This is a genomic window from Ruegeria sp. CDSA246, from assembly GCF_059611225.1.
This window is the reverse complement of the sequence record NZ_JBXWPD010000007.1, coordinates 132,932-150,112: the sequence shown is the minus strand read 5'-3', so window position 1 is coordinate 150,112 and position 17,181 is coordinate 132,932. Positions and strand designations below refer to the sequence as shown.

Here is a 17,181-nt window from a genome sequence, read left to right as displayed (position 1 = left end):
GGGGTTTAATATTAACTGTGAATCGGTCCGTCGCCACAGGCCAACGCAGCCTCACGCACGGCTTCCGAATAAGTTGGGTGGGCGTGGCAGGTCAGGGCCAGATCTTCGGCCGAGGCGCCGAACTCCATCGCCACACAGACTTCATGAATCAGATCGCCCGCACCGGGGCCGATGATGTGGCAGCCCAGAATGCGATCAGTTTCCTTGTCGGCCAGGATTTTGACAAACCCATCGGTCATTAAGTTCGCTTTGGCGCGGCCGTTGCCCATGAACATAAACTTGCCGACCTTATAGGCGCGCCCCTGTTCTTTCAGCGTCTCTTCGGTTTCGCCAACATTGGCGACCTCGGGCCATGTGTAGATCACACCCGGGATGACGCCGTAGTTCACGTGCCCATGCTTGCCCGCAACCTGCTCGGCTGCGGCCATACCTTCATCTTCGGCCTTGTGCGCCAGCATGGGGCCTTCGGTCACGTCACCGATAGCGTAGATGCCCGGCACGTTTGTCTGCCAATCGGCCCCCACCTTGATCTGACCACGCGGTGTCATTTCAACACTCAACGCTTCCAGACCCAAACCATCCGAGTACGGTTTGCGCCCGGTGGCGACCAGAACTGTATCAGCTTCGATCACATGTTCGCTGTCATCCTTGCGCAGCTTGTAAGTCACTTTGGCCTTGGTCTTGGTGGCTTCGGTCTTTTGAACCGCCGCACCCATGACAAATTTAAGGCCTTGTTTCTTGAGGATGCGCTGGAAGGTCTTCTGAACTTCGGGGTCCATGCCGGGGGTGATCGCGTCGAGGAATTCGACCACAGTCACCTCAGCGCCCAGACGCTGATAGACCGAGCCCAATTCCAGTCCGATCACGCCCGCGCCGATCACCACCAACTTCTTTGGAACCTTGTTCAGGGACAAAGCTCCGGTCGAAGTCACCACAACCTTTTCGTCCACCTCGACACCGGGCAGAGAGGACGGTTCGGACCCGGATGCGATGATGATGTTCTTTGCGGTGTGAACCTCATCACCCACTTTGACCTGACCCGCGGCAGGGATCGAGCCCCAGCCTTTCAACCAGTCGATCTTGTTTTTCTTGAACAGGAACTCGATACCCTTGGTATTGCCGTCGATCGTTTCCTGCTTGTAGCCCTGCATCTGTTTCCAATCGACCGAGGGGCTTTTGCCCTTCAGGCCCATCTTGGCAAAGTTATGCTCGGCCTCGTGCAGTTGATGGCTGGCATGCAGCAGCGCCTTGGACGGGATACAGCCCACGTTCAGGCACGTGCCGCCCAGAGTTTCACGCCCTTCGACGCAGGCAGTCTTCAGGCCCAGCTGAGCGCAACGGATGGCGCAAACATAGCCGCCGGGGCCTGATCCGATTACGATAACGTCATAATTTGCCATGTGTCAGGTCCTTATCGATTACGGGGATGGCGACATTTGTATGCGCGCCAGGGCGTTTCCCCATTACTTTATCCACGCCAGCGACTGAATCAAAAGACAGCCGCCAGCAACATTACGGTGTTGGCCAACAAGCCAACAATCCAAATCACAGTTCGCCAAGGCGTCCAACCCAATGCGTAGGCGGGGACGTAGAGGATGCGGGCGATCAAATAGATCCAGCTACAGGCCGCAGTGAGCCCGTTCGACTGGCCCGAAACCGTCACGACAAGCGCCGCAATTGCGAACAGAACCAACCCTTCGGTGTGGTTGCTGAGGGCACGGTGCAGACGCCCCGAAACCCCCGGTTTGTCAAAAGGAATATCTCGCGGGCCAACCGCAAGGCCAAGGTCAATCTTACCGTGCCCGGCAGCCAGATAGACCACGAATTGCGCGACCCAAAGTAATGCGGCAAGGGTCAGGACGGTTAGTTCCGTGGTCATCCAGTGGTTCCCTTTGAGCTGTCGAAAGTCATCGCGTTATCCGTTTGTGCCGCGCCCCCAATGGGAGGCGCAGCCTAATGCTTTCAGACAGGGTCCAGAACCTTGGTCTGGATATGTGCCACGCCACCACGTTCGTGGTGCATGGCCAGCTCTTCGGATTCGATGAAGCTCTGGGCTCGGTCGAGATCGGTGATCTCGAACAACGCGACCGCGTGGTCCTTGCGATCAGGGTCTTTCCAGATATGGAGGTCGCGGATGCCCGCGGCCTCTCTCATCGGTTTGTCTTCTTCAAACACCTTCAGCCAGACATCAAAGTCGGCCACGTCGGCTTGCCAGAGTACATGTGTCGCCATGATTACAGATCCATCAGCAGACGGCGCGGGTCTTCCAGCGCCTCTTTCACACGTACAAGGAACGTCACCGCGCCCTTGCCGTCAACAATCCGGTGGTCATAGGACAGTGCCAGATACATCATCGGGCGGATCTTGATCTCACCATTGATGACCATCGGACGGTCCTGGATCTTGTGCATGCCAAGGATACCCGATTGTGGTGGGTTCAGGATCGGCGACGACATCAGCGAGCCATAGACACCACCATTCGAGATAGTGAAGGTGCCGCCCTGCATCTCTGCCATGGACAATTTGCCATCACGGGCGCGCTTGCCCTTTTCGGCAATGGCCTTTTCGATATCGGCAAAGGACATGCTGTCGGCGTCTCGGATGACCGGAACAACCAGACCCTGAGGCGTACCGGCGGCGACGCCCATGTGAACGAAGTTCTTGTAGACGATGTCTGTGCCGTCAATCTCGGCGTTGACTTCGGGAACCTCTTTCAGCGCGTGGCAGCACGCCTTGGTGAAGAAGGACATAAAGCCCAGCTTCACACCGTGTTTCTTCTGGAACAGGTCTTTGTATTCGTTGCGCAGGGCCATCACCTCGGTCATGTCCACCTCATTGAAGGTGGTCAGGATTGCAGCCGTGTTCTGCGCATCCTTCAAACGCTTGGCGATGGTCTGGCGCAGGCGGGTCATCCGCACGCGCTCTTCACGGGCCGCATCCTGCGCAGCAACCGGTGCCCGTGGCGCTTGTGCCGGGGCCGGAGCTGCCGCAGCGGGCGCCGGGGCAGCTGCTGTTGCCGCTGCTCGGGCCACATCTTCTTTCATGATCCTGCCATCCCGACCGGTGCCGGTGACCTGATCCGCAGACAAACCTGCCTCTGCCATAGCCTTTTCGGCGGACGGGGCGTTGGCAATGTCCTTGCCGGTGCTTGCTGCTGCAGCCGGGGTTGCTGCCGCAGGAGCCGGAGCAGCAGCTGACCCAGCCGCTGCGCCTGCAATCACCGCCAGTTTGGCCGAAGCTTCGACTGTCGCGCCTTCGGGGGCGACGATTTCTGCCAGAACGCCTGCAGCCGGGGCGGGAACCTCGACCGAGACCTTGTCTGTTTCCAGCTCGCACAGCATCTCATCCTGCGCGACGCTGTCACCGACCTGCTTGAACCATGTCGAAACAGTCGCTTCGGTCACGGATTCACCCAAGGTTGGCACCATCACGTCGACACTGCCGCCCGACGCCACCGGAGCTGCCGCCGCAGTCGGGGCCGGAGCTGCTGCCGGGGCAGGGGCTGCGCCTTCGCCTGCGGCAATAGTGGCCAGCAGCGCGTCAACGCCAACGGTTTCACCTTCGGCGGCGACGATTTCGCCCATCACGCCAGCAGCGGGAGAAGGAACTTCGACTGTGACCTTGTCGGTCTCCAACTCGCACAACATTTCATCAACGGCTACGGCGTCGCCGGGTTTTTTGAACCATGTCGCAACCGTGGCTTCGGTCACCGACTCGCCAAGCGTGGGAACTCGAACTTCAATGGACATCGATTATTTTCCTTCAATGCTCAGCGCTTCGTCGACCAGCGCTTCTTGTTGGGCTTTGTGTTGGCTGGCCAGACCCGTCGCGGGAGAGGCCGATGTGGCGCGGCCGACATAACGCGGCCTGGTGTGCTTGGCACCGATGCGGGTCAGAACCCACTCGATATTCGGCTCGATAAAGGTCCAGGCGCCCTGGTTCTTGGGCTCTTCCTGACACCAGATCATCTCGGCACCCTTAAAGCGCTCAAGCTCGTTGATCAGCGAATGCGCCGGGAAGGGATAGAACTGCTCGATCCGCATCAGATAGACATCGTCGATACCGCGCGCATCGCGTTCTTCCAGCAGGTCGTAGTAGACCTTTCCGGAACACATCACCACGCGTTTAACCTTGTCGTCCTTGACCAGTTGGGTGTCCGAATTTCCTTGTTGTGCGTCGTCCCACAACACGCGGTGGAAGCTAGAGCCTGTGGTGAACTCTTCTGCCTTGCTGACCGCCATCTTGTGGCGCAGCAGCGATTTCGGCGTCACCAGGATCAGCGGCTTGCGGAAGGTGCGGTGCAACTGACGGCGCAGGATGTGGAAATAGTTCGCCGGTGTCGTACAATTGGCCACGATCCAGTTGTCCTGACCACACATCTGCAGGAACCGTTCCAGACGTGCGGACGAGTGTTCCGGTCCTTGCCCTTCGAAACCGTGCGGCAACAGGCAAACCAAACCGGACATCCGTAGCCACTTGCTTTCGCCCGAACTGATGAACTGGTCGAACATGATCTGCGCGCCGTTGGCAAAATCGCCAAACTGTGCCTCCCACAGGGTCAGTGCATTTGGCTCGGCCAACGAAAACCCGTATTCAAAACCCAGAACCGCATATTCGCTGAGCATCGAGTCAATCACTTCGTATTTAGACTGGCCTTCGCGAATGTTGTTCAGCGGATAGTACCGCTCTTCAGTTTCCTGATGCACAAAACCCGAATGACGCTGGCTGAACGTCCCGCGTGTCGCATCCTGCCCTGACAGGCGGACAGGATAGCCTTCGGTCAGCAGCGAGCCGAAGGCCAGTGCCTCTCCAGTGGCCCAATCAAATCCTTTGCCGCTTTCGAACATCTGTTTCTTGTGATCCAGAAGACGCGCGACGGTCCGGTGCACTGCGATATCTTCGGGTGCGTGGCTCAGCGCGTTGCCAATTTGGGCCAGTGTTTCTGGTTTAATTGCAGTGTCGCCGCGGACATATTCTTCTTTGTTTTTGTCCAGATGCGACCAACGCCCGTCCAGCCAGTCAGCCTTGTTGGGTTTATAGTCCTTGCCCGCCTCGAACTCATCATTCAGATGGGCCTGGAAGGCGGCCTTCAAATCCTCGATCTCACCCTCGGGAATCAGGCCATCTTTGACCAAACGTTCGGTGTACAGCGACAGCGTGGTCTTATGTGTCTTGATCTTCTTGTACATGATCGGGTTGGTGAACATGGGCTCATCGCCCTCGTTATGCCCGAACCGGCGATAGCAGAAGATATCGATGACAACGTCCTTGTGGAACTTCTGACGGAACTCGGTCGCCACTTTGGCAGCGTGGGTCACAGCCTCGGGATCGTCACCGTTTACATGGAAGATCGGTGCCTCAACCATAAGGGCAATATCTGTGGGGTAGGGGCTGGAACGGCTGAAATGTGGTGCGGTGGTAAAACCGATCTGGTTGTTCACCACGATATGCATTGTGCCGCCGGTCTTGTGGCCCTTGAGGCCGGACAGGCCGAACCCTTCGGCCACAACACCCTGACCAGCAAAAGCTGCATCACCGTGCAACAGGATGCCCATGACCCTGGTGCGATCTTCGTCGCCCAACTGATCCTGCTTGGCGCGGACCTTGCCCAGTACGACCGGGTTCACCGCCTCAAGGTGAGACGGGTTTGCTGTCAGCGACAGGTGGACGGAATTGCCATCAAACTCGCGGTCGCTTGAGGCCCCGAGGTGGTATTTCACATCGCCAGAACCATCTACATCTTCGGGTTTGAAGCTGCCGCCTTGAAACTCGTTGAAGATGGCGCGATAGGGTTTGCGCATCACGTTGGCCAGGATGTTCAACCGGCCGCGATGGGGCATACCGATGACGATATCACTGACACCCAGCGCACCGCCGCGCTTGATGATCTGCTCCATCGCGGGGATCAACGCCTCGCCTCCGTCCAGACCAAACCGCTTGGTGCCCATGTATTTCACGTGCAGGAACTTTTCGAAGCCTTCGGCCTCGACCATCTTGTTCAGGATCGCCTTGCGGCCTTCCTTGGTGAACTGGATTTCCTTGCCATACCCTTCGATCCGCTCTTTCAGCCATGCGGCTTCTTCCGGATTTGAGATATGCATGTACTGTAGCGCGAACGTACCGCAATAGGTCCGCTTAACGATCTCGACAATCTGGCGCATGCTGGCCATCTGCAAACCCAGCACGTTGTCGATAAAGATCGGGCGGTCCATGTCGGCTTCGGTAAAGCCATACGTCTTCGGGTCCAGCTCGGGGTGAGTGCTGGCGGCACGCATGCCCAACGGGTCCAGTTCAGCGGCTAGATGGCCCCGGATGCGATAGGCCCGGATCAGCATCAGGGCGCGAAGACTGTCCAGAACCGCACGTTTGATCTGATCTTCGCTTACCTGAACGCCCTTGGCCTCGGCCTTGTCCTTGATCTTGTCGCCCGCTGCCTTAGCATCGATTTCGGCCCATTCTCCCGTCAATGCACCAGTCAGATCATCCGTCGGCATCGGAGGCCAGTCGGTCCGTGCCCAGGACGGCCCTTCGGCCTCGCGCTGGACGTCCGGTGTGGCGTCGCCCATCTGCCGGAAGAACTCGACCCAGGCAGCATCCACCGCGTTCGGGTCCTTGGTGTACTGGGCATATAGCTGCTCCAGATATTCGGCATTATGCCCCTGCATAAAGCTTGAGGCATGAAAGGCAGAGTTGGGCGTATGTTCGGTCATTGGGCTACCTCATGTGGGTTGGGACCGTATTGATTGGTGCCTGGCTGGCTGGGGCGGGTCAGCCACCACAGAACCAGGAGGGGCGACACAAACAAAACAAGCAGTGTCGGGATAACGACCAGCAACGTGGCGCGGGTGAACAGGATGTCCAGATTGCCGCCATGCTGGAAACTGGAGGCAAGGCCGATGCCGAAGAACAGAACCGCCCCGGCACCGAGGATCAGCAGGATCGGTAGCAAGGCAAAAAGCCCGCTGCGCCCGGTATCATGCATCCGCCGCCACGCGACGGCCAGATGCGGGATGAACACGATCAGGCCAACGATGCTTTGTACTGGCGCAGAGGACGTCGCAGTGACCGCTTTGACCTCGTCAGTCTGGCTGACCGAGACCTGAGTGAAGAACTGCCAGTCGATGATCCCGGCGATGATGTTCCAGATTACGATGAACAGGAAAAAGAACCAGTATTCGGGCCGCGAGGCGCGACCCGAGAAGGTGAAGAACTTGGAAAAACAGGTGCGTATGGCGTCGGAGAAGGTCATTGCTGTGCGTTTCCAGAGTTGGATACAGAAGCAACAAATACGAGACGCAGGTCGACAGTTGCATTTTCAAACCGTTCGTACGCCATGTTTGCTATTGCTCGGGTATTATAGAGAGTTATCTGCGTATTATCTTTTCTGAATTTGCCGATTTGAAAATCCCGCACTTCTTCAGCTTGACGTACTTTGACAACCTTGAAGGGAGGACGGCTTGACGTCAAAAAGCACGACTGCTGTTGGTCAAGCAACCGAACAGTCAGTACCGCATCGCCTTTAGGATCGCTAAAGTAAAAGTCCCGATTATACGGGTCGGCGGGCTTGGCAAGAAACTCGCGGGACGACAACTCTCGGACGATGTCGTAGTCACTGTTTTTTCCCCAAGCCAAACCGTAGTGCAGATTGAACATGGCGGAGTGGTCGAGCGCGCGTTTCTCTTCTGGTTTTTGCACCTGCCAGCCAAACTCTTGAAAGTTAGCCTCCAAGGACTCCGCTTGAAGCCCGGCGGAACACAAGCCAATTGTCTTCCAAAAATCAATCGCACTAGCGGTAGACGGCGCAACGAGCGCCATCGGCATAGCAAACAGTATAGCTGACAACCGTTTCAAGTTCATGCCGATGTAAGACCCTCTGACTGTCTCAGTTGCTCGTGAATGCAAGCCGGGCAGAAGCCCGGCCTACACATGGTATGTGCGGGGTTACCCAATCGCTTCCAGCACAGCCTCACCCAGCTGGGCGGGGCTTTCGGCCACAACGATACCGGCTGAGCGCATGGCTTCGATCTTGTCCTCGGCACCGCCTTTGCCACCGGCGACAATCGCGCCCGCGTGGCCCATGCGGCGGCCCGGAGGGGCTGTGCGGCCTGCGATGAAACCGGCGGTCGGCTTCTTGCGGCCTTTCTTGGCCTCATCCGCTAGGAACTGCGCGGCTTCCTCTTCGGCCGAGCCACCGATCTCACCGATCATGATGATCGACTCGGTTTCGTCATCGGCCAGGAACCATTCCAACACGTCGATATGCTCGGTGCCTTTGATCGGGTCGCCGCCGATACCCACGCAGGTGGACTGACCCAGGCCTACGTCTGTTGTCTGTTTCACAGCTTCATAAGTAAGCGTACCCGAGCGGGAAACGACACCCACACTCCCGCGTTTGTGAATGTGGCCGGGCATGATGCCGATCTTGCAGGCGTCGGGCGTGATCACACCGGGGCAGTTCGGGCCGATCAGGCGTGACTTGCTGCCCTCTAGAGCGCGCTTCACCTTCATCATGTCCAGAACCGGGATGCCTTCGGTGATGCAGACGATCACCTCCATCTCGGCATCAATCGCTTCGAGGATCGAGTCTGCCGCAAAGGGCGGCGGCACATAGATCACGCTGGCGTTGGCTTCGGTCACACGCTTGGCCTCGTGGACCGAGTTGAATACGGGCAGGTCAAGATGGGTCATCCCGCCTTTGCCGGGGGTCACGCCGCCGACCATCTTGGTGCCATACGCGATGGCCTGTTCGCTGTGGAATGTGCCCTGCGAGCCAGTAAAGCCCTGACAGATCACTTTGGTATTTTCGTCGATGAGGACTGCCATTTGGCATTCTCCTGTTTTAAGCGGGCCTGAGCCTGCCTGAATTCGTCGGAAAGGTGGGCAAATCCCACCCCACGGAATTGGGATTAGCCTTTGACGGCCTTCACGATCTTCTCGGCACCGTCTTTCAGGTTGTCCGCCGCGATCACGTCCAGGCCAGAGGTGTTGATGATCTCTTTGCCCTTCTCGACATTCGTGCCTTCAAGACGCACAACCAGCGGAACTTTGAGGCCGACTTCTTTCACCGCGGCGACAACGCCCTCGGCAATCACGTCACAGCGCATGATGCCGCCGAAGATGTTGACCAGAATGCCTTTGACCTGCGGGTCCGAGGTGATGATCTTGAACGCTTCGGTCACTTTCTCTTTGGTGGCACCACCACCAACGTCGAGGAAGTTGGCAGGCTCGGCGCCATACAACTTAATAATGTCCATTGTCGCCATCGCCAGACCGGCACCGTTCACCATACAGCCGATCTCACCATCCAGCGCGATGTAGTTCAGGTCGTACTTAGAGGCTTCAAGTTCCTTGGGGTCTTCCTCGGTCGTGTCGCGCAGCTCGGCAATATCCGGATGGCGGTAAACCGCGTTACCGTCAAAGCCGACCTTGGCGTCCAGCACTTTGAGGTCGCCCTTGTCGGACACGATCAGCGGGTTGATTTCCAGCATCTCCATGTCCTTCTCGACGAAGGCGGCGTACAGCTGGCTCATCAGTTTGACGCACTGTTTGACCTGCGCGCCCTCCAGCCCCAGCGAAAAGGCGATGCGGCGGCCATGATAGGGCTGATAGCCTGTTGCCGGATCGACCGAGAAGGACAGGATTTTCTCGGGCGTTGCAGCAGCAACCTCTTCAATGTCCATGCCACCTTCTGTGGAGCAGACGAACGAGATGCGGCTGGTCTGGCGATCCACCAGCAGGGCAAGGTACAGTTCACGTTCGATGCCGGAACCGGCTTCGATGTAGATGCGGTTGACTTGCTTGCCCGCGGGGCCGGTTTGATGCGTGACCAACGTACGGCCCAGCATCTTCTTGGCTTCCTCGGATGCTTCTTCCACCGACTTGGTCAGACGAACACCGCCTTTTTCACCGGCGTCAGCCTCTTTGAAGGAGCCCTTGCCACGGCCACCCGCGTGGATCTGTGCTTTGACAACCCAGAGCGGGCCATCCAGCTCACCGGCTGCGGTTTTGGCTTCCTCAGCGCGCAGAACCGCGCGACCTTCGGAGACCGGAGCGCCATAGCTGCGAAGAAGCGCTTTGGCCTGATATTCGTGAATGTTCATCGAAACTGTCCTGTCTGACTGCGTTACACCGTTATAGGGGTGTCTAGGGGGCAAGTTTAAAGGGTTTTTTGACAGGGAAGCAGTTTTTCACGAAGATTTTCATTATTTGTGATCACGGTTTTTTTGGGTGTGATCACAAAATGCAATGAAGGTCACCCCTTTGATTCGTCGTCGATGACGGCCTTTAGAATAAAGAGAGATTTCAGCTAGCGCTAAACCTAGCCAGTCCGCCGAGACGGCGGATTCAAACGTTTTCATGGCAGCTGCGCCGGGGACATGTGGATTCAATGGCGCCGTAATCGTCCAAAGAAAGACCCGGCTCACCAATGGTGAACCGGGTTCTGAATTACCGCTGCAGAGGGATCAGGCCAGCGAGCTGTCGATGCCCTTGCACGCTTCGATCAGGCCTTTGACGGCGTTGACCGAATTGTCGAACCCGGCTTGTTCGTCTTCGTTCAGCTTGATGTCGACGATCCGTTCGACACCACCGGCACCGATCACGGTGGGTACGCCCACATACAGACCGTCTACGCCCAGCTCACCGCTGCAATATGCAGCGCAGGGCAGAACGCGTTTCTGGTCTTTCAGATAGGCTTCGGCCATTTCGATCGCCGAAGTGGCAGGCGCATAGTAAGCCGAGCCAGTTTTCAGCAGGCCAACGATTTCGGCACCGCCATCACGGGTGCGCTGAACGATGGCGTCCAGCTTGTCCTGTGTGGTCCAGCCCATCTCGACCAGATCGGGTAGGGGGATGCCTGCTACGGTCGAATAACGCACCGACGGCACCATTGTGTCGCCGTGGCCGCCCAGAACAAACGCGGTGACGTCACGCATCGAGACGTTGAACTCTTCCGACAGGAAGTGCGCGAAACGGGCTGAGTCCAGAACGCCAGCCATGCCACAGACCTTGTTGTGCGGCAGACCCGAGAATTCGCGCAGAGCCCAGACCATCGCATCCAGCGGGTTGGTGATGCAGATCACGAACGCGTCGGGTGCGTGGGCTGCGATGCCTTCGCCGACCGACTTCATGACTTTCAGGTTGATGCCCAGCAGGTCATCACGGCTCATGCCGGGTTTGCGGGCCACGCCAGCGGTGACGATGCAGACGTCTGCGCCTGCGATATCGGCATAGTCGCTGGTGCCGGACATGGCTGCGTCGAACCCTTCCGAAGGGCCGGATTCGGCGATGTCGAGCGCTTTGCCCTGCGGCAGCCCGTCTGCGATGTCGAACAGGACAACGTCACCCAGTTCTTTGACAGCTGCGAGGTGCGCAAGCGTGCCGCCGATGTTCCCAGCGCCGATAAGCGCAATCTTGGGTCTGGCCATTTGGAAAATCTCCGGTCGGAATTGAAATCGCGGCTGTGCTAGTCGCTAAATGGCTTTCGCGCAAGTGTTCAGCGGCGCGGCATGCAACCGCATACCGTTTGCACTGCCTGGGCTGATTGCGCTAAACGGCCAAGGATACAGGCCGAAACCGGGGCGCTGCATGTTCGAATTGAACCTGATGTTTTTTGTTGTAGCGATACCGGCTGTGATATTTGCGGGTATTTCGAAGGGTGGCTTTGGCTCAGGCGTGGCCTTTGCGTCCTCATCGATTCTGGCGTTGATATTGGAGCCGGGGCAGGCACTGGCTCTCATGCTGCCGATCTTGATGGTGATCGATGTTGCAACACTTGGGCCCTATTGGAAACGCTGGAGCTGGCCGGATTCGCGCCTGTTGATCCTTGGGGCCGTGCCTGGCGTGGCGTTGGGCGCATGGCTTTATCGCGCCACCGATGATGATCTGCTGCGCCTACTGATCGGGGGGATTTCCATTGGTTTTGTCGTTTGGCACGTCAGTCAATCCAAAGGCTGGGTGCGCGGCTTCACAAACAGACTGCCTGCCCCCGCCGGACTGTTCGCTGGACTGGTTGCTGGCTTCACCAGCTTTGTTAGCCATGCGGGCGGCCCGCCAGCCGCCGTTTACCTGCTGTCGCAACGCCTGTCGAAGACCGAGTTTCAGGCCAGCACTGTATTGGCCTTCTGGGTCATCAACATCACGAAATTTGTGCCTTACGCCTATCTCGGCCTTTTCACGTGGCACACCGCTTGGGCTGATCTGTTGCTGGCCCCGTTCGCGATTCTTGGAGCATGGTTGGGGGTGCGGGCGCATTTCATGCTGTCCGAGCGCCTGTTCTTTGGCATCGCCTATGTGCTGCTGACGCTCACGGGCAGTAAACTGATCTGGGACGCTTTGACCTGATCAGACGTTGGGCGGCAGGGCATCGGCGATCATTTCATAAGCCTGACCCGAGGCAACAAGGCAGGTCATTCCATCCGGCAGTGTCACGGTGATCGTCCAGCTGCCGCTTTGGTCCGACGCATAAAGCTCCATCACCGCGCCTTGACGCGCGATGCCGATCCCCTGGCGCGTTTCGCCGTAAGTTTCGGTCAGCCGTTTTATCACCTCGTCACGTGGTGCGCAGTTGCGGGCGTGGGCCTGTTGTGCAGCCAGAACCATGATTCCAAGGCCCATCGTCATCTTCAGCAGTGTCTTGTGCATGTTCGACCCTTTTCGATTTCATTTGCCGGTCAGGGTGCCGACCGCGAACCGAAATTCCGTTAAAGGAACGCACGTTGCGTCGCGAATGCTGCGATGCGGCGATTTTGCGCTTGAACTTTCCGGCAAAAAATGCCCCATTCCGCGCAACTTTATTTCTTCGGGAGAAGCCAATGGACCCGCGCCAGCGCCCCTATCGCTCTGTTCTATATATCCCCGGTTCGAAAGACCGGGCGCTGGACAAGGCGCGCACCCTGCCTGTGGATGCGATCATTTTTGATCTTGAAGACGCGGTGTCTGCCGATGAGAAGGGCAATGCACGCGAAACGCTTAAGGCGGCTCTGGCCGCGGGCGGCTATGGCGAACGGGTCAAAATCGTGCGCATCAACGGTCTGGATACCGAATGGGGCCGTGCAGACGCAGAGGCCGTGCGTGAAATGGATGCCGATGTGGTCCTGCTGCCCAAGGTGAATTCGGCTGCCGATGTGGACGCGCTGGCCGCGATTACCGGTGACCTGCCAATCTGGGCGATGATGGAAACCCCACGCGGGATGCTGAACGCGGCCGAGATCGCCGCTCATCCATTGATGGCCGGGTTCGTCATGGGCACTAACGATCTTGCGAAAGAACTGCAAACCCGCTTCCGCCCGGACCGCCTGCCGCTGATGACTTCGCTGGGTCTGTGCCTGCTGGCCGCCAAGGCCGAGGGGCTGATCATTGTTGACGGTGTCTATAACGCATTCAAGGACGTCGAAGGTCTGGCCACCGAATGTGCGCAAGGCCGAGACATGGGCTTTGACGGCAAGACATTGATCCACCCCGCGCAGGTCGATGTCACCAACGCAGCCTATGCACCGTCCGAGACCGAGATTGATCTGGCCCGCCGCCAGATTGCCGCCTTTGAAGAGGTCGAGGCACAAGGGCAGGGCGTTGCCGTGGTCGATGGCAAGATCGTGGAAAATCTGCACGTTGTAACTGCCCGCGATATTCTGGCAAAAGCGGAGGCGATTACAGCTTTGCAAGCGGGGTAAGCCAGCATGGGCTTTGTTCTTCTGATTCTCGGCGTGGCACTATGGTGGGCCGCACATCTGTTCAAACGTGTGATGCCGGCGCGGCGCGCCGCAATGGGCGACGCTGGCAAGGGCGCGGTTGCGCTAGCTTTGGTCGCGTCGATTTTGCTGATGATCTTCGGTTATCGCATGACCGACTTCATCTATGTCTGGGCTCCGCCGACCTTCATGATTCACATCAACAACCTGCTGGTGTTGATCGCGATCTTCATGTTGAGCCCCGCCGGAACCAAGGGCCGTATTCTGAACAAGCTCCGCCATCCGATGCTTGGCGGGTTCAAGCTGTGGGCTTTTGCGCATTTGCTGGTGAATGGAGATCTGGCCTCGATCATCCTGTTTGGCGGATTGTTGGCCTGGGCTGTGGTTGAGGTGATCGTAATCAACAAGTCTGAACCTGACTGGACGCCCGGTGAACCCGGCACCTATGGCAAGGACGCGATGTTCTTTGTGGCCTCGATCGTGCTGATGGGTGTCATCGGTTACGTTCACGGGCTGGTCGGTCCGTCACCGTTCGCCTCGTAAGGGATCTGACATCATGGCAAAACTCTATCGTTTGTTGACCGAAGAAGACACATCCGCCTTCTGCCACAAAGTAACAGACGCACTAGCAAAAGGGTGGGAGCTGTATGGCGACCCGTCCTATGCCTATGACGATAACAGCCGCATGATGCGCTGCGCGCAGGCCGTGACCAAAGAGGTCGAGGCCGACTATTCACCTGACATGAAACTGGGACAGCAATAATGGCAAAAACCAATCCGGGCCGCTTTTTCGAGGACTATTCCATCGGTCAGGTGTTGCACCATGCCGTGCCGCGCACGGTGACCAATGGCGAGAGGGCGCTGTACCATGCGCTCTATCCGGCGCGGCATGCGCTGTATTCCTCGGACGAATTCGCCCGGAATTGTGGTCTGCCGCAAAGTCCCATTGATGATCTGGCGGCGTTTCATGTCGTGTTTGGCAAGACTGTCCCCGATATCTCGCTTAATGCCGTGGCCAATCTGGGCTATGCCGAAGGGCGCTGGTTAAAGCCGGTCTATTCCGGCGATACGCTGCGTTCGGAATCCGAGGTGATCGGCCTCAAACAGAACTCGAACGGTAAAACAGGCGTCGTCTGGGTGAGAACGCGCGGCCTGAACCAGCGCGATGAAGTAGTCATCGAATATGTGCGCTGGGTCATGGTGCGGAAATCGGATCTGGATGCGCCCGCACCCGAGACTGTGGTGCCGGAACTGAAAAAGGCGCTGGACGCGAAGGATCTGATCGCGCCCGAGGGCCTTGATTTCTCTCAGTACGATTTCGCTCAGGCTGGTGAGGCGCATCGCTGGGGCGACTATGAGATTGGCGAGACCATTGATCACGTCGATGGCGTCACGGTCGAAGAGGCCGAGCATATGCTGGCCACCCGCCTGTGGCAGAACACTGCCAAGGTGCATTTCGATCTGACCTTCCGCCCCGAAGGGCGGCTGATCTATGGCGGTCACGTGATTTCCATGGCGCGGACCCTGTCGTTCAACGGGTTGGCTAACGCACAGATGATCGTTGGCCTGAACGGTGGCGCGCATGCGAACCCCTGCTTTGCCGGCGATACGATCAAAGCCTGGTCCGAAGTTCTGGATAAGGCGGAAACTGCCATTCCGGGTGTTGGTGCGGTTCGCCTGCGGCTGGTCGCCACAAAGGGCGGCGCGCCTTTTGAGTTGAAAAACGAAGACGGTCGTTATCTGCCCAATGTCCTGCTTGATCTGGATTACTGGGCCTTGATGCCGATCTGATACTCGTGGAGACATTCATTTGATCGCAGCCAGCGCCAATCGTGTTAGGCTGTGGTCATGACCTTGCTTCGCACGATAGTTGCCTGCGCCTGTCTGACGCCACCCGCTTATGCCTGCGATCTGGCATTAGCGCTGGCTGTAGATGTCTCAGGCTCGGTGGATTCGACCGAGTATCGAATTCAGATGGATGGCCTTGCTGCGGGGTTGCGCGATCCAATTGTGTCCGAGGCGCTGGTGCGTGGGAAAGCCCGCGTGATGCTAGTGCAGTGGACAGGGTCCTCTCGTCAGATGGTCACTGTTCCGTGGACACAGATCGACAGTTTCGAGGCAATTGATCAGTTTGCAGTGAAGGTGGCTAACGATCCAAGAGTCTGGCGCAACTTTTCCACCGCAATTGGCGAGGCGCTGGAAACGACCATGTCCTATTTCGATGTGGTGTCGGATTGCAAACGCCACCTGATCGATATCTCTGGCGATGGGGTGTCGAACGAGGGGGTGGAACCATCGGACGTGCACAGAATTCTGCGGACACGCGGTGTAACGGTGAACGCGATTGCAATCGAAGAAAGCGAACCGGATCTGACCGCGTATTTCTTTGAAAATGTGATCGTGGGCGAGGGGGCGTTTGTCGTCTCAGCCTCAGGGTTTGCTGATTACCCCGAGCGGATTCGTAAGAAACTGCTGCGCGAGGTGACCCAGCAAACCGCTGATTTGAAATAGCCGCACAACAGAATCGAATCTGCAGGCGCTAACATCGTGATGGATGGAAAACAATTTGTGATCACGAGCTTATTTTGTGTGATCACATAATGCAAATATCCGTCATTTTGCGTCAATTGTGAACTTTTTTGCATCTGCAGCACGTGACAGAACCGCAAAAAACAGTAAAACCTTCGGAAGCCAACCGTAAAGGAGCCAACATGGCCGATGTAAATCGGGGCAACCGCCCTCTTTCACCTCACCTCACGATCTACCGCCCCCAACTGACTTCGATGACATCGATCCTTGTGCGCATCACGGGTATTGCGTCGCTAGCGATCGCATTCTTTGTCGTCTGGTGGTTCCTGGCGGCGGCAACATCCGAAACGGCATTCAACTTCATCGATGGGCTGATGAGAAGCTGGCTGGGTGATCTGGTGATGTTCGCTGCGACCTGGGCGATCTTCTATCACATGCTGGGTCGTCTGCGTCACGTGATCTGGGATCTGGGGTATTGCGTAGATGTCGGTACCTCCGAAAAGATGGGGATCGGCATGCTGGTGTTGGCCACCATCCTCGCCTTCATCACGGCAATTGCGGTTTAAGGAGATTGGCCATGAATTACCTCACTGACCGCAAACGCGCGCAGGGTACCGGTGCCGGAGGCGAAGGTACACATCATCACTGGCAGATGATGGTCAGCTCGGCCGCTCTGGTCGTTCTGGTGCCACTTTTCGTTTTTGTCTTCGCAAGCGGATTGGGCAGATCATACGAAGAGGTTCTGACCTACTACAGCCGCCCATTCCCGGCGATTGTAACCGGCCTGACTTTGGTCGTCGCTATCATCCATCTGGTACGTGAGACGCAGGTTGCGATCGAAGACTATGTTCATGGTGTCGCAGAAAAGCTGAGCCTCATGGCCGTCGCGGCGTTTGGCTACACATTGATTGCTGCCGGGCTGTTTGCCCTGATCAAGCTGGCTCTGTGAAACGCGCGGTAAGGA

19 protein-coding genes are annotated in these 17,181 nt (G+C 57.6%); 8 read left to right on the top strand and 11 right to left on the bottom strand.

What is annotated here, in order from left to right:
- Nucleotides 1-11: 11 nt before the first annotated feature.
- The 10 genes from lpdA to mdh form a co-directional block, all read right to left on the bottom strand.
- Nucleotides 12-1,400: a dihydrolipoyl dehydrogenase gene (lpdA, locus tag AC2FI9_RS10880; RefSeq protein ID WP_496767551.1), complete on the bottom strand. Its 1,389-nt coding sequence runs from the start codon at nt 1,398-1,400 to the stop codon at nt 12-14.
- 89 nt (nt 1,401-1,489) lie between these two features.
- Nucleotides 1,490-1,879 carry an MAPEG family protein gene (locus tag AC2FI9_RS10875; RefSeq protein ID WP_496767549.1) on the bottom strand — a complete coding sequence of 130 codons (390 nt, stop codon included), beginning with the start codon at nt 1,877-1,879 and terminating at the stop codon, nt 1,490-1,492.
- An 83-nt stretch (nt 1,880-1,962) separates the two neighbouring features.
- Nucleotides 1,963-2,232 carry a hypothetical protein gene (locus tag AC2FI9_RS10870; protein WP_058273540.1) on the bottom strand — a complete coding sequence of 90 codons (270 nt, stop codon included), beginning with the start codon at nt 2,230-2,232 and terminating at the stop codon, nt 1,963-1,965.
- Nucleotides 2,233-2,234: 2 nt separating this feature from the next.
- Nucleotides 2,235-3,749, bottom strand: coding sequence for a 2-oxoglutarate dehydrogenase complex dihydrolipoyllysine-residue succinyltransferase (gene odhB / locus AC2FI9_RS10865; protein WP_496767547.1), 1,515 nt, complete (start codon nt 3,747-3,749; stop codon nt 2,235-2,237).
- Between the two features lie 3 nt (nt 3,750-3,752).
- On the bottom strand, nt 3,753-6,710 hold the full coding sequence (locus AC2FI9_RS10860) for a 2-oxoglutarate dehydrogenase E1 component (protein ID WP_496767546.1): 2,958 nt from the start codon (nt 6,708-6,710) through the stop codon (nt 3,753-3,755).
- A complete protein-coding gene (locus AC2FI9_RS10855) occupies nt 6,707-7,249 on the bottom strand; it encodes a DUF805 domain-containing protein (protein WP_496767544.1) in 543 nt (180 codons plus the stop codon). The genes AC2FI9_RS10860 and AC2FI9_RS10855 overlap by 4 nt, the downstream gene beginning before the upstream one ends.
- On the bottom strand, nt 7,246-7,821 hold the full coding sequence (locus tag AC2FI9_RS10850) for a hypothetical protein (protein WP_496767542.1): 576 nt from the start codon (nt 7,819-7,821) through the stop codon (nt 7,246-7,248). The genes AC2FI9_RS10855 and AC2FI9_RS10850 overlap by 4 nt, the downstream gene beginning before the upstream one ends.
- A gap of 120 nt (nt 7,822-7,941) precedes the next feature.
- Nucleotides 7,942-8,823 (bottom strand): succinate--CoA ligase subunit alpha, encoded by an 882-nt coding sequence (gene sucD / locus AC2FI9_RS10845; RefSeq protein WP_496767540.1) that lies wholly within the window; start codon nt 8,821-8,823, stop codon nt 7,942-7,944.
- An 83-nt stretch (nt 8,824-8,906) separates the two neighbouring features.
- Complete coding sequence (gene sucC / locus AC2FI9_RS10840; protein WP_058278788.1) at nt 8,907-10,100, bottom strand: ADP-forming succinate--CoA ligase subunit beta; 1,194 nt, start codon at nt 10,098-10,100, stop codon at nt 8,907-8,909.
- 363 nt (nt 10,101-10,463) lie between these two features.
- Nucleotides 10,464-11,426: a malate dehydrogenase gene (mdh, locus tag AC2FI9_RS10835; RefSeq protein ID WP_058273532.1), complete on the bottom strand. Its 963-nt coding sequence runs from the start codon at nt 11,424-11,426 to the stop codon at nt 10,464-10,466.
- Between the two features lie 160 nt (nt 11,427-11,586).
- Here mdh and AC2FI9_RS10830 point away from each other — a divergent pair, with 160 nt between their 5' ends.
- Nucleotides 11,587-12,342, top strand: a complete 756-nt coding sequence (locus AC2FI9_RS10830) for a sulfite exporter TauE/SafE family protein (protein ID WP_496767538.1) — start codon at nt 11,587-11,589, stop codon at nt 12,340-12,342.
- Here AC2FI9_RS10830 and AC2FI9_RS10825 read toward each other — a convergent pair whose 3' ends face one another.
- On the bottom strand, nt 12,343-12,642 hold the full coding sequence (locus AC2FI9_RS10825; RefSeq protein WP_282120109.1) for a hypothetical protein: 300 nt from the start codon (nt 12,640-12,642) through the stop codon (nt 12,343-12,345). It lies immediately after the preceding gene.
- Between the two features lie 170 nt (nt 12,643-12,812).
- Here AC2FI9_RS10825 and AC2FI9_RS10820 point away from each other — a divergent pair, with 170 nt between their 5' ends.
- The 7 genes from AC2FI9_RS10820 (at nt 12,813) to sdhD (ending at nt 17,166) form a co-directional block, all read left to right on the top strand.
- On the top strand, nt 12,813-13,670 hold the full coding sequence (locus AC2FI9_RS10820) for an HpcH/HpaI aldolase/citrate lyase family protein (protein WP_496767537.1): 858 nt from the start codon (nt 12,813-12,815) through the stop codon (nt 13,668-13,670).
- 6 nt (nt 13,671-13,676) lie between these two features.
- Nucleotides 13,677-14,231, top strand: a complete 555-nt coding sequence (locus tag AC2FI9_RS10815) for an NnrU family protein (protein WP_496767534.1) — start codon at nt 13,677-13,679, stop codon at nt 14,229-14,231.
- A 13-nt stretch (nt 14,232-14,244) separates the two neighbouring features.
- The gene (locus AC2FI9_RS10810) at nt 14,245-14,451 is read left to right on the top strand and encodes a DUF1737 domain-containing protein (protein WP_496767528.1); all 207 of its coding nucleotides are present in this window, start codon (nt 14,245-14,247) and stop codon (nt 14,449-14,451) included.
- Complete coding sequence (locus AC2FI9_RS10805) at nt 14,451-15,479, top strand: MaoC family dehydratase (protein ID WP_496767526.1); 1,029 nt, start codon at nt 14,451-14,453, stop codon at nt 15,477-15,479. The genes AC2FI9_RS10810 and AC2FI9_RS10805 overlap by 1 nt, the downstream gene beginning before the upstream one ends.
- Nucleotides 15,480-15,536: 57 nt before the next feature.
- Nucleotides 15,537-16,199, top strand: coding sequence for a DUF1194 domain-containing protein (locus AC2FI9_RS10800; RefSeq protein WP_496767523.1), 663 nt, complete (start codon nt 15,537-15,539; stop codon nt 16,197-16,199).
- A 200-nt stretch (nt 16,200-16,399) separates the two neighbouring features.
- The gene (sdhC, locus tag AC2FI9_RS10795; RefSeq protein WP_496767521.1) at nt 16,400-16,783 is read left to right on the top strand and encodes a succinate dehydrogenase, cytochrome b556 subunit; all 384 of its coding nucleotides are present in this window, start codon (nt 16,400-16,402) and stop codon (nt 16,781-16,783) included.
- Between the two features lie 11 nt (nt 16,784-16,794).
- Nucleotides 16,795-17,166 (top strand): succinate dehydrogenase, hydrophobic membrane anchor protein, encoded by a 372-nt coding sequence (gene sdhD, locus AC2FI9_RS10790; RefSeq protein WP_496767517.1) that lies wholly within the window; start codon nt 16,795-16,797, stop codon nt 17,164-17,166.
- Nucleotides 17,167-17,181: the final 15 nt, after the last annotated feature.

Excerpts from the sequence above, each read along its gene's own strand:
- lpdA (WP_496767551.1), bottom strand. The coding sequence starts at position 1,400 with ATGGCAAATTATGACGTTATCGTAATCGGATCAGGCCCCGGCGGCTAT.
- AC2FI9_RS10875 (WP_496767549.1), bottom strand. The coding sequence starts at position 1,879 with ATGACCACGGAACTAACCGTCCTGACCCTTGCCGCATTACTTTGGGTC.
- AC2FI9_RS10870 (WP_058273540.1), bottom strand. The coding sequence starts at position 2,232 with ATGGCGACACATGTACTCTGGCAAGCCGACGTGGCCGACTTTGATGTC.
- odhB (WP_496767547.1), bottom strand. The coding sequence starts at position 3,749 with ATGTCCATTGAAGTTCGAGTTCCCACGCTTGGCGAGTCGGTGACCGAA.
- AC2FI9_RS10860 (WP_496767546.1), bottom strand. The coding sequence starts at position 6,710 with ATGACCGAACATACGCCCAACTCTGCCTTTCATGCCTCAAGCTTTATG.
- AC2FI9_RS10855 (WP_496767544.1), bottom strand. The coding sequence starts at position 7,249 with ATGACCTTCTCCGACGCCATACGCACCTGTTTTTCCAAGTTCTTCACC.
- AC2FI9_RS10850 (WP_496767542.1), bottom strand. The coding sequence starts at position 7,821 with ATGCCGATGGCGCTCGTTGCGCCGTCTACCGCTAGTGCGATTGATTTT.
- sucD (WP_496767540.1), bottom strand. The coding sequence starts at position 8,823 with ATGGCAGTCCTCATCGACGAAAATACCAAAGTGATCTGTCAGGGCTTT.
- sucC (WP_058278788.1), bottom strand. The coding sequence starts at position 10,100 with ATGAACATTCACGAATATCAGGCCAAAGCGCTTCTTCGCAGCTATGGC.
- mdh (WP_058273532.1), bottom strand. The coding sequence starts at position 11,426 with ATGGCCAGACCCAAGATTGCGCTTATCGGCGCTGGGAACATCGGCGGC.
- AC2FI9_RS10830 (WP_496767538.1), top strand. The coding sequence starts at position 11,587 with ATGTTCGAATTGAACCTGATGTTTTTTGTTGTAGCGATACCGGCTGTG.
- AC2FI9_RS10825 (WP_282120109.1), bottom strand. The coding sequence starts at position 12,642 with ATGCACAAGACACTGCTGAAGATGACGATGGGCCTTGGAATCATGGTT.
- AC2FI9_RS10820 (WP_496767537.1), top strand. The coding sequence starts at position 12,813 with ATGGACCCGCGCCAGCGCCCCTATCGCTCTGTTCTATATATCCCCGGT.
- AC2FI9_RS10815 (WP_496767534.1), top strand. The coding sequence starts at position 13,677 with ATGGGCTTTGTTCTTCTGATTCTCGGCGTGGCACTATGGTGGGCCGCA.
- AC2FI9_RS10810 (WP_496767528.1), top strand. The coding sequence starts at position 14,245 with ATGGCAAAACTCTATCGTTTGTTGACCGAAGAAGACACATCCGCCTTC.
- AC2FI9_RS10805 (WP_496767526.1), top strand. The coding sequence starts at position 14,451 with ATGGCAAAAACCAATCCGGGCCGCTTTTTCGAGGACTATTCCATCGGT.
- AC2FI9_RS10800 (WP_496767523.1), top strand. The coding sequence starts at position 15,537 with ATGACCTTGCTTCGCACGATAGTTGCCTGCGCCTGTCTGACGCCACCC.
- sdhC (WP_496767521.1), top strand. The coding sequence starts at position 16,400 with ATGGCCGATGTAAATCGGGGCAACCGCCCTCTTTCACCTCACCTCACG.
- sdhD (WP_496767517.1), top strand. The coding sequence starts at position 16,795 with ATGAATTACCTCACTGACCGCAAACGCGCGCAGGGTACCGGTGCCGGA.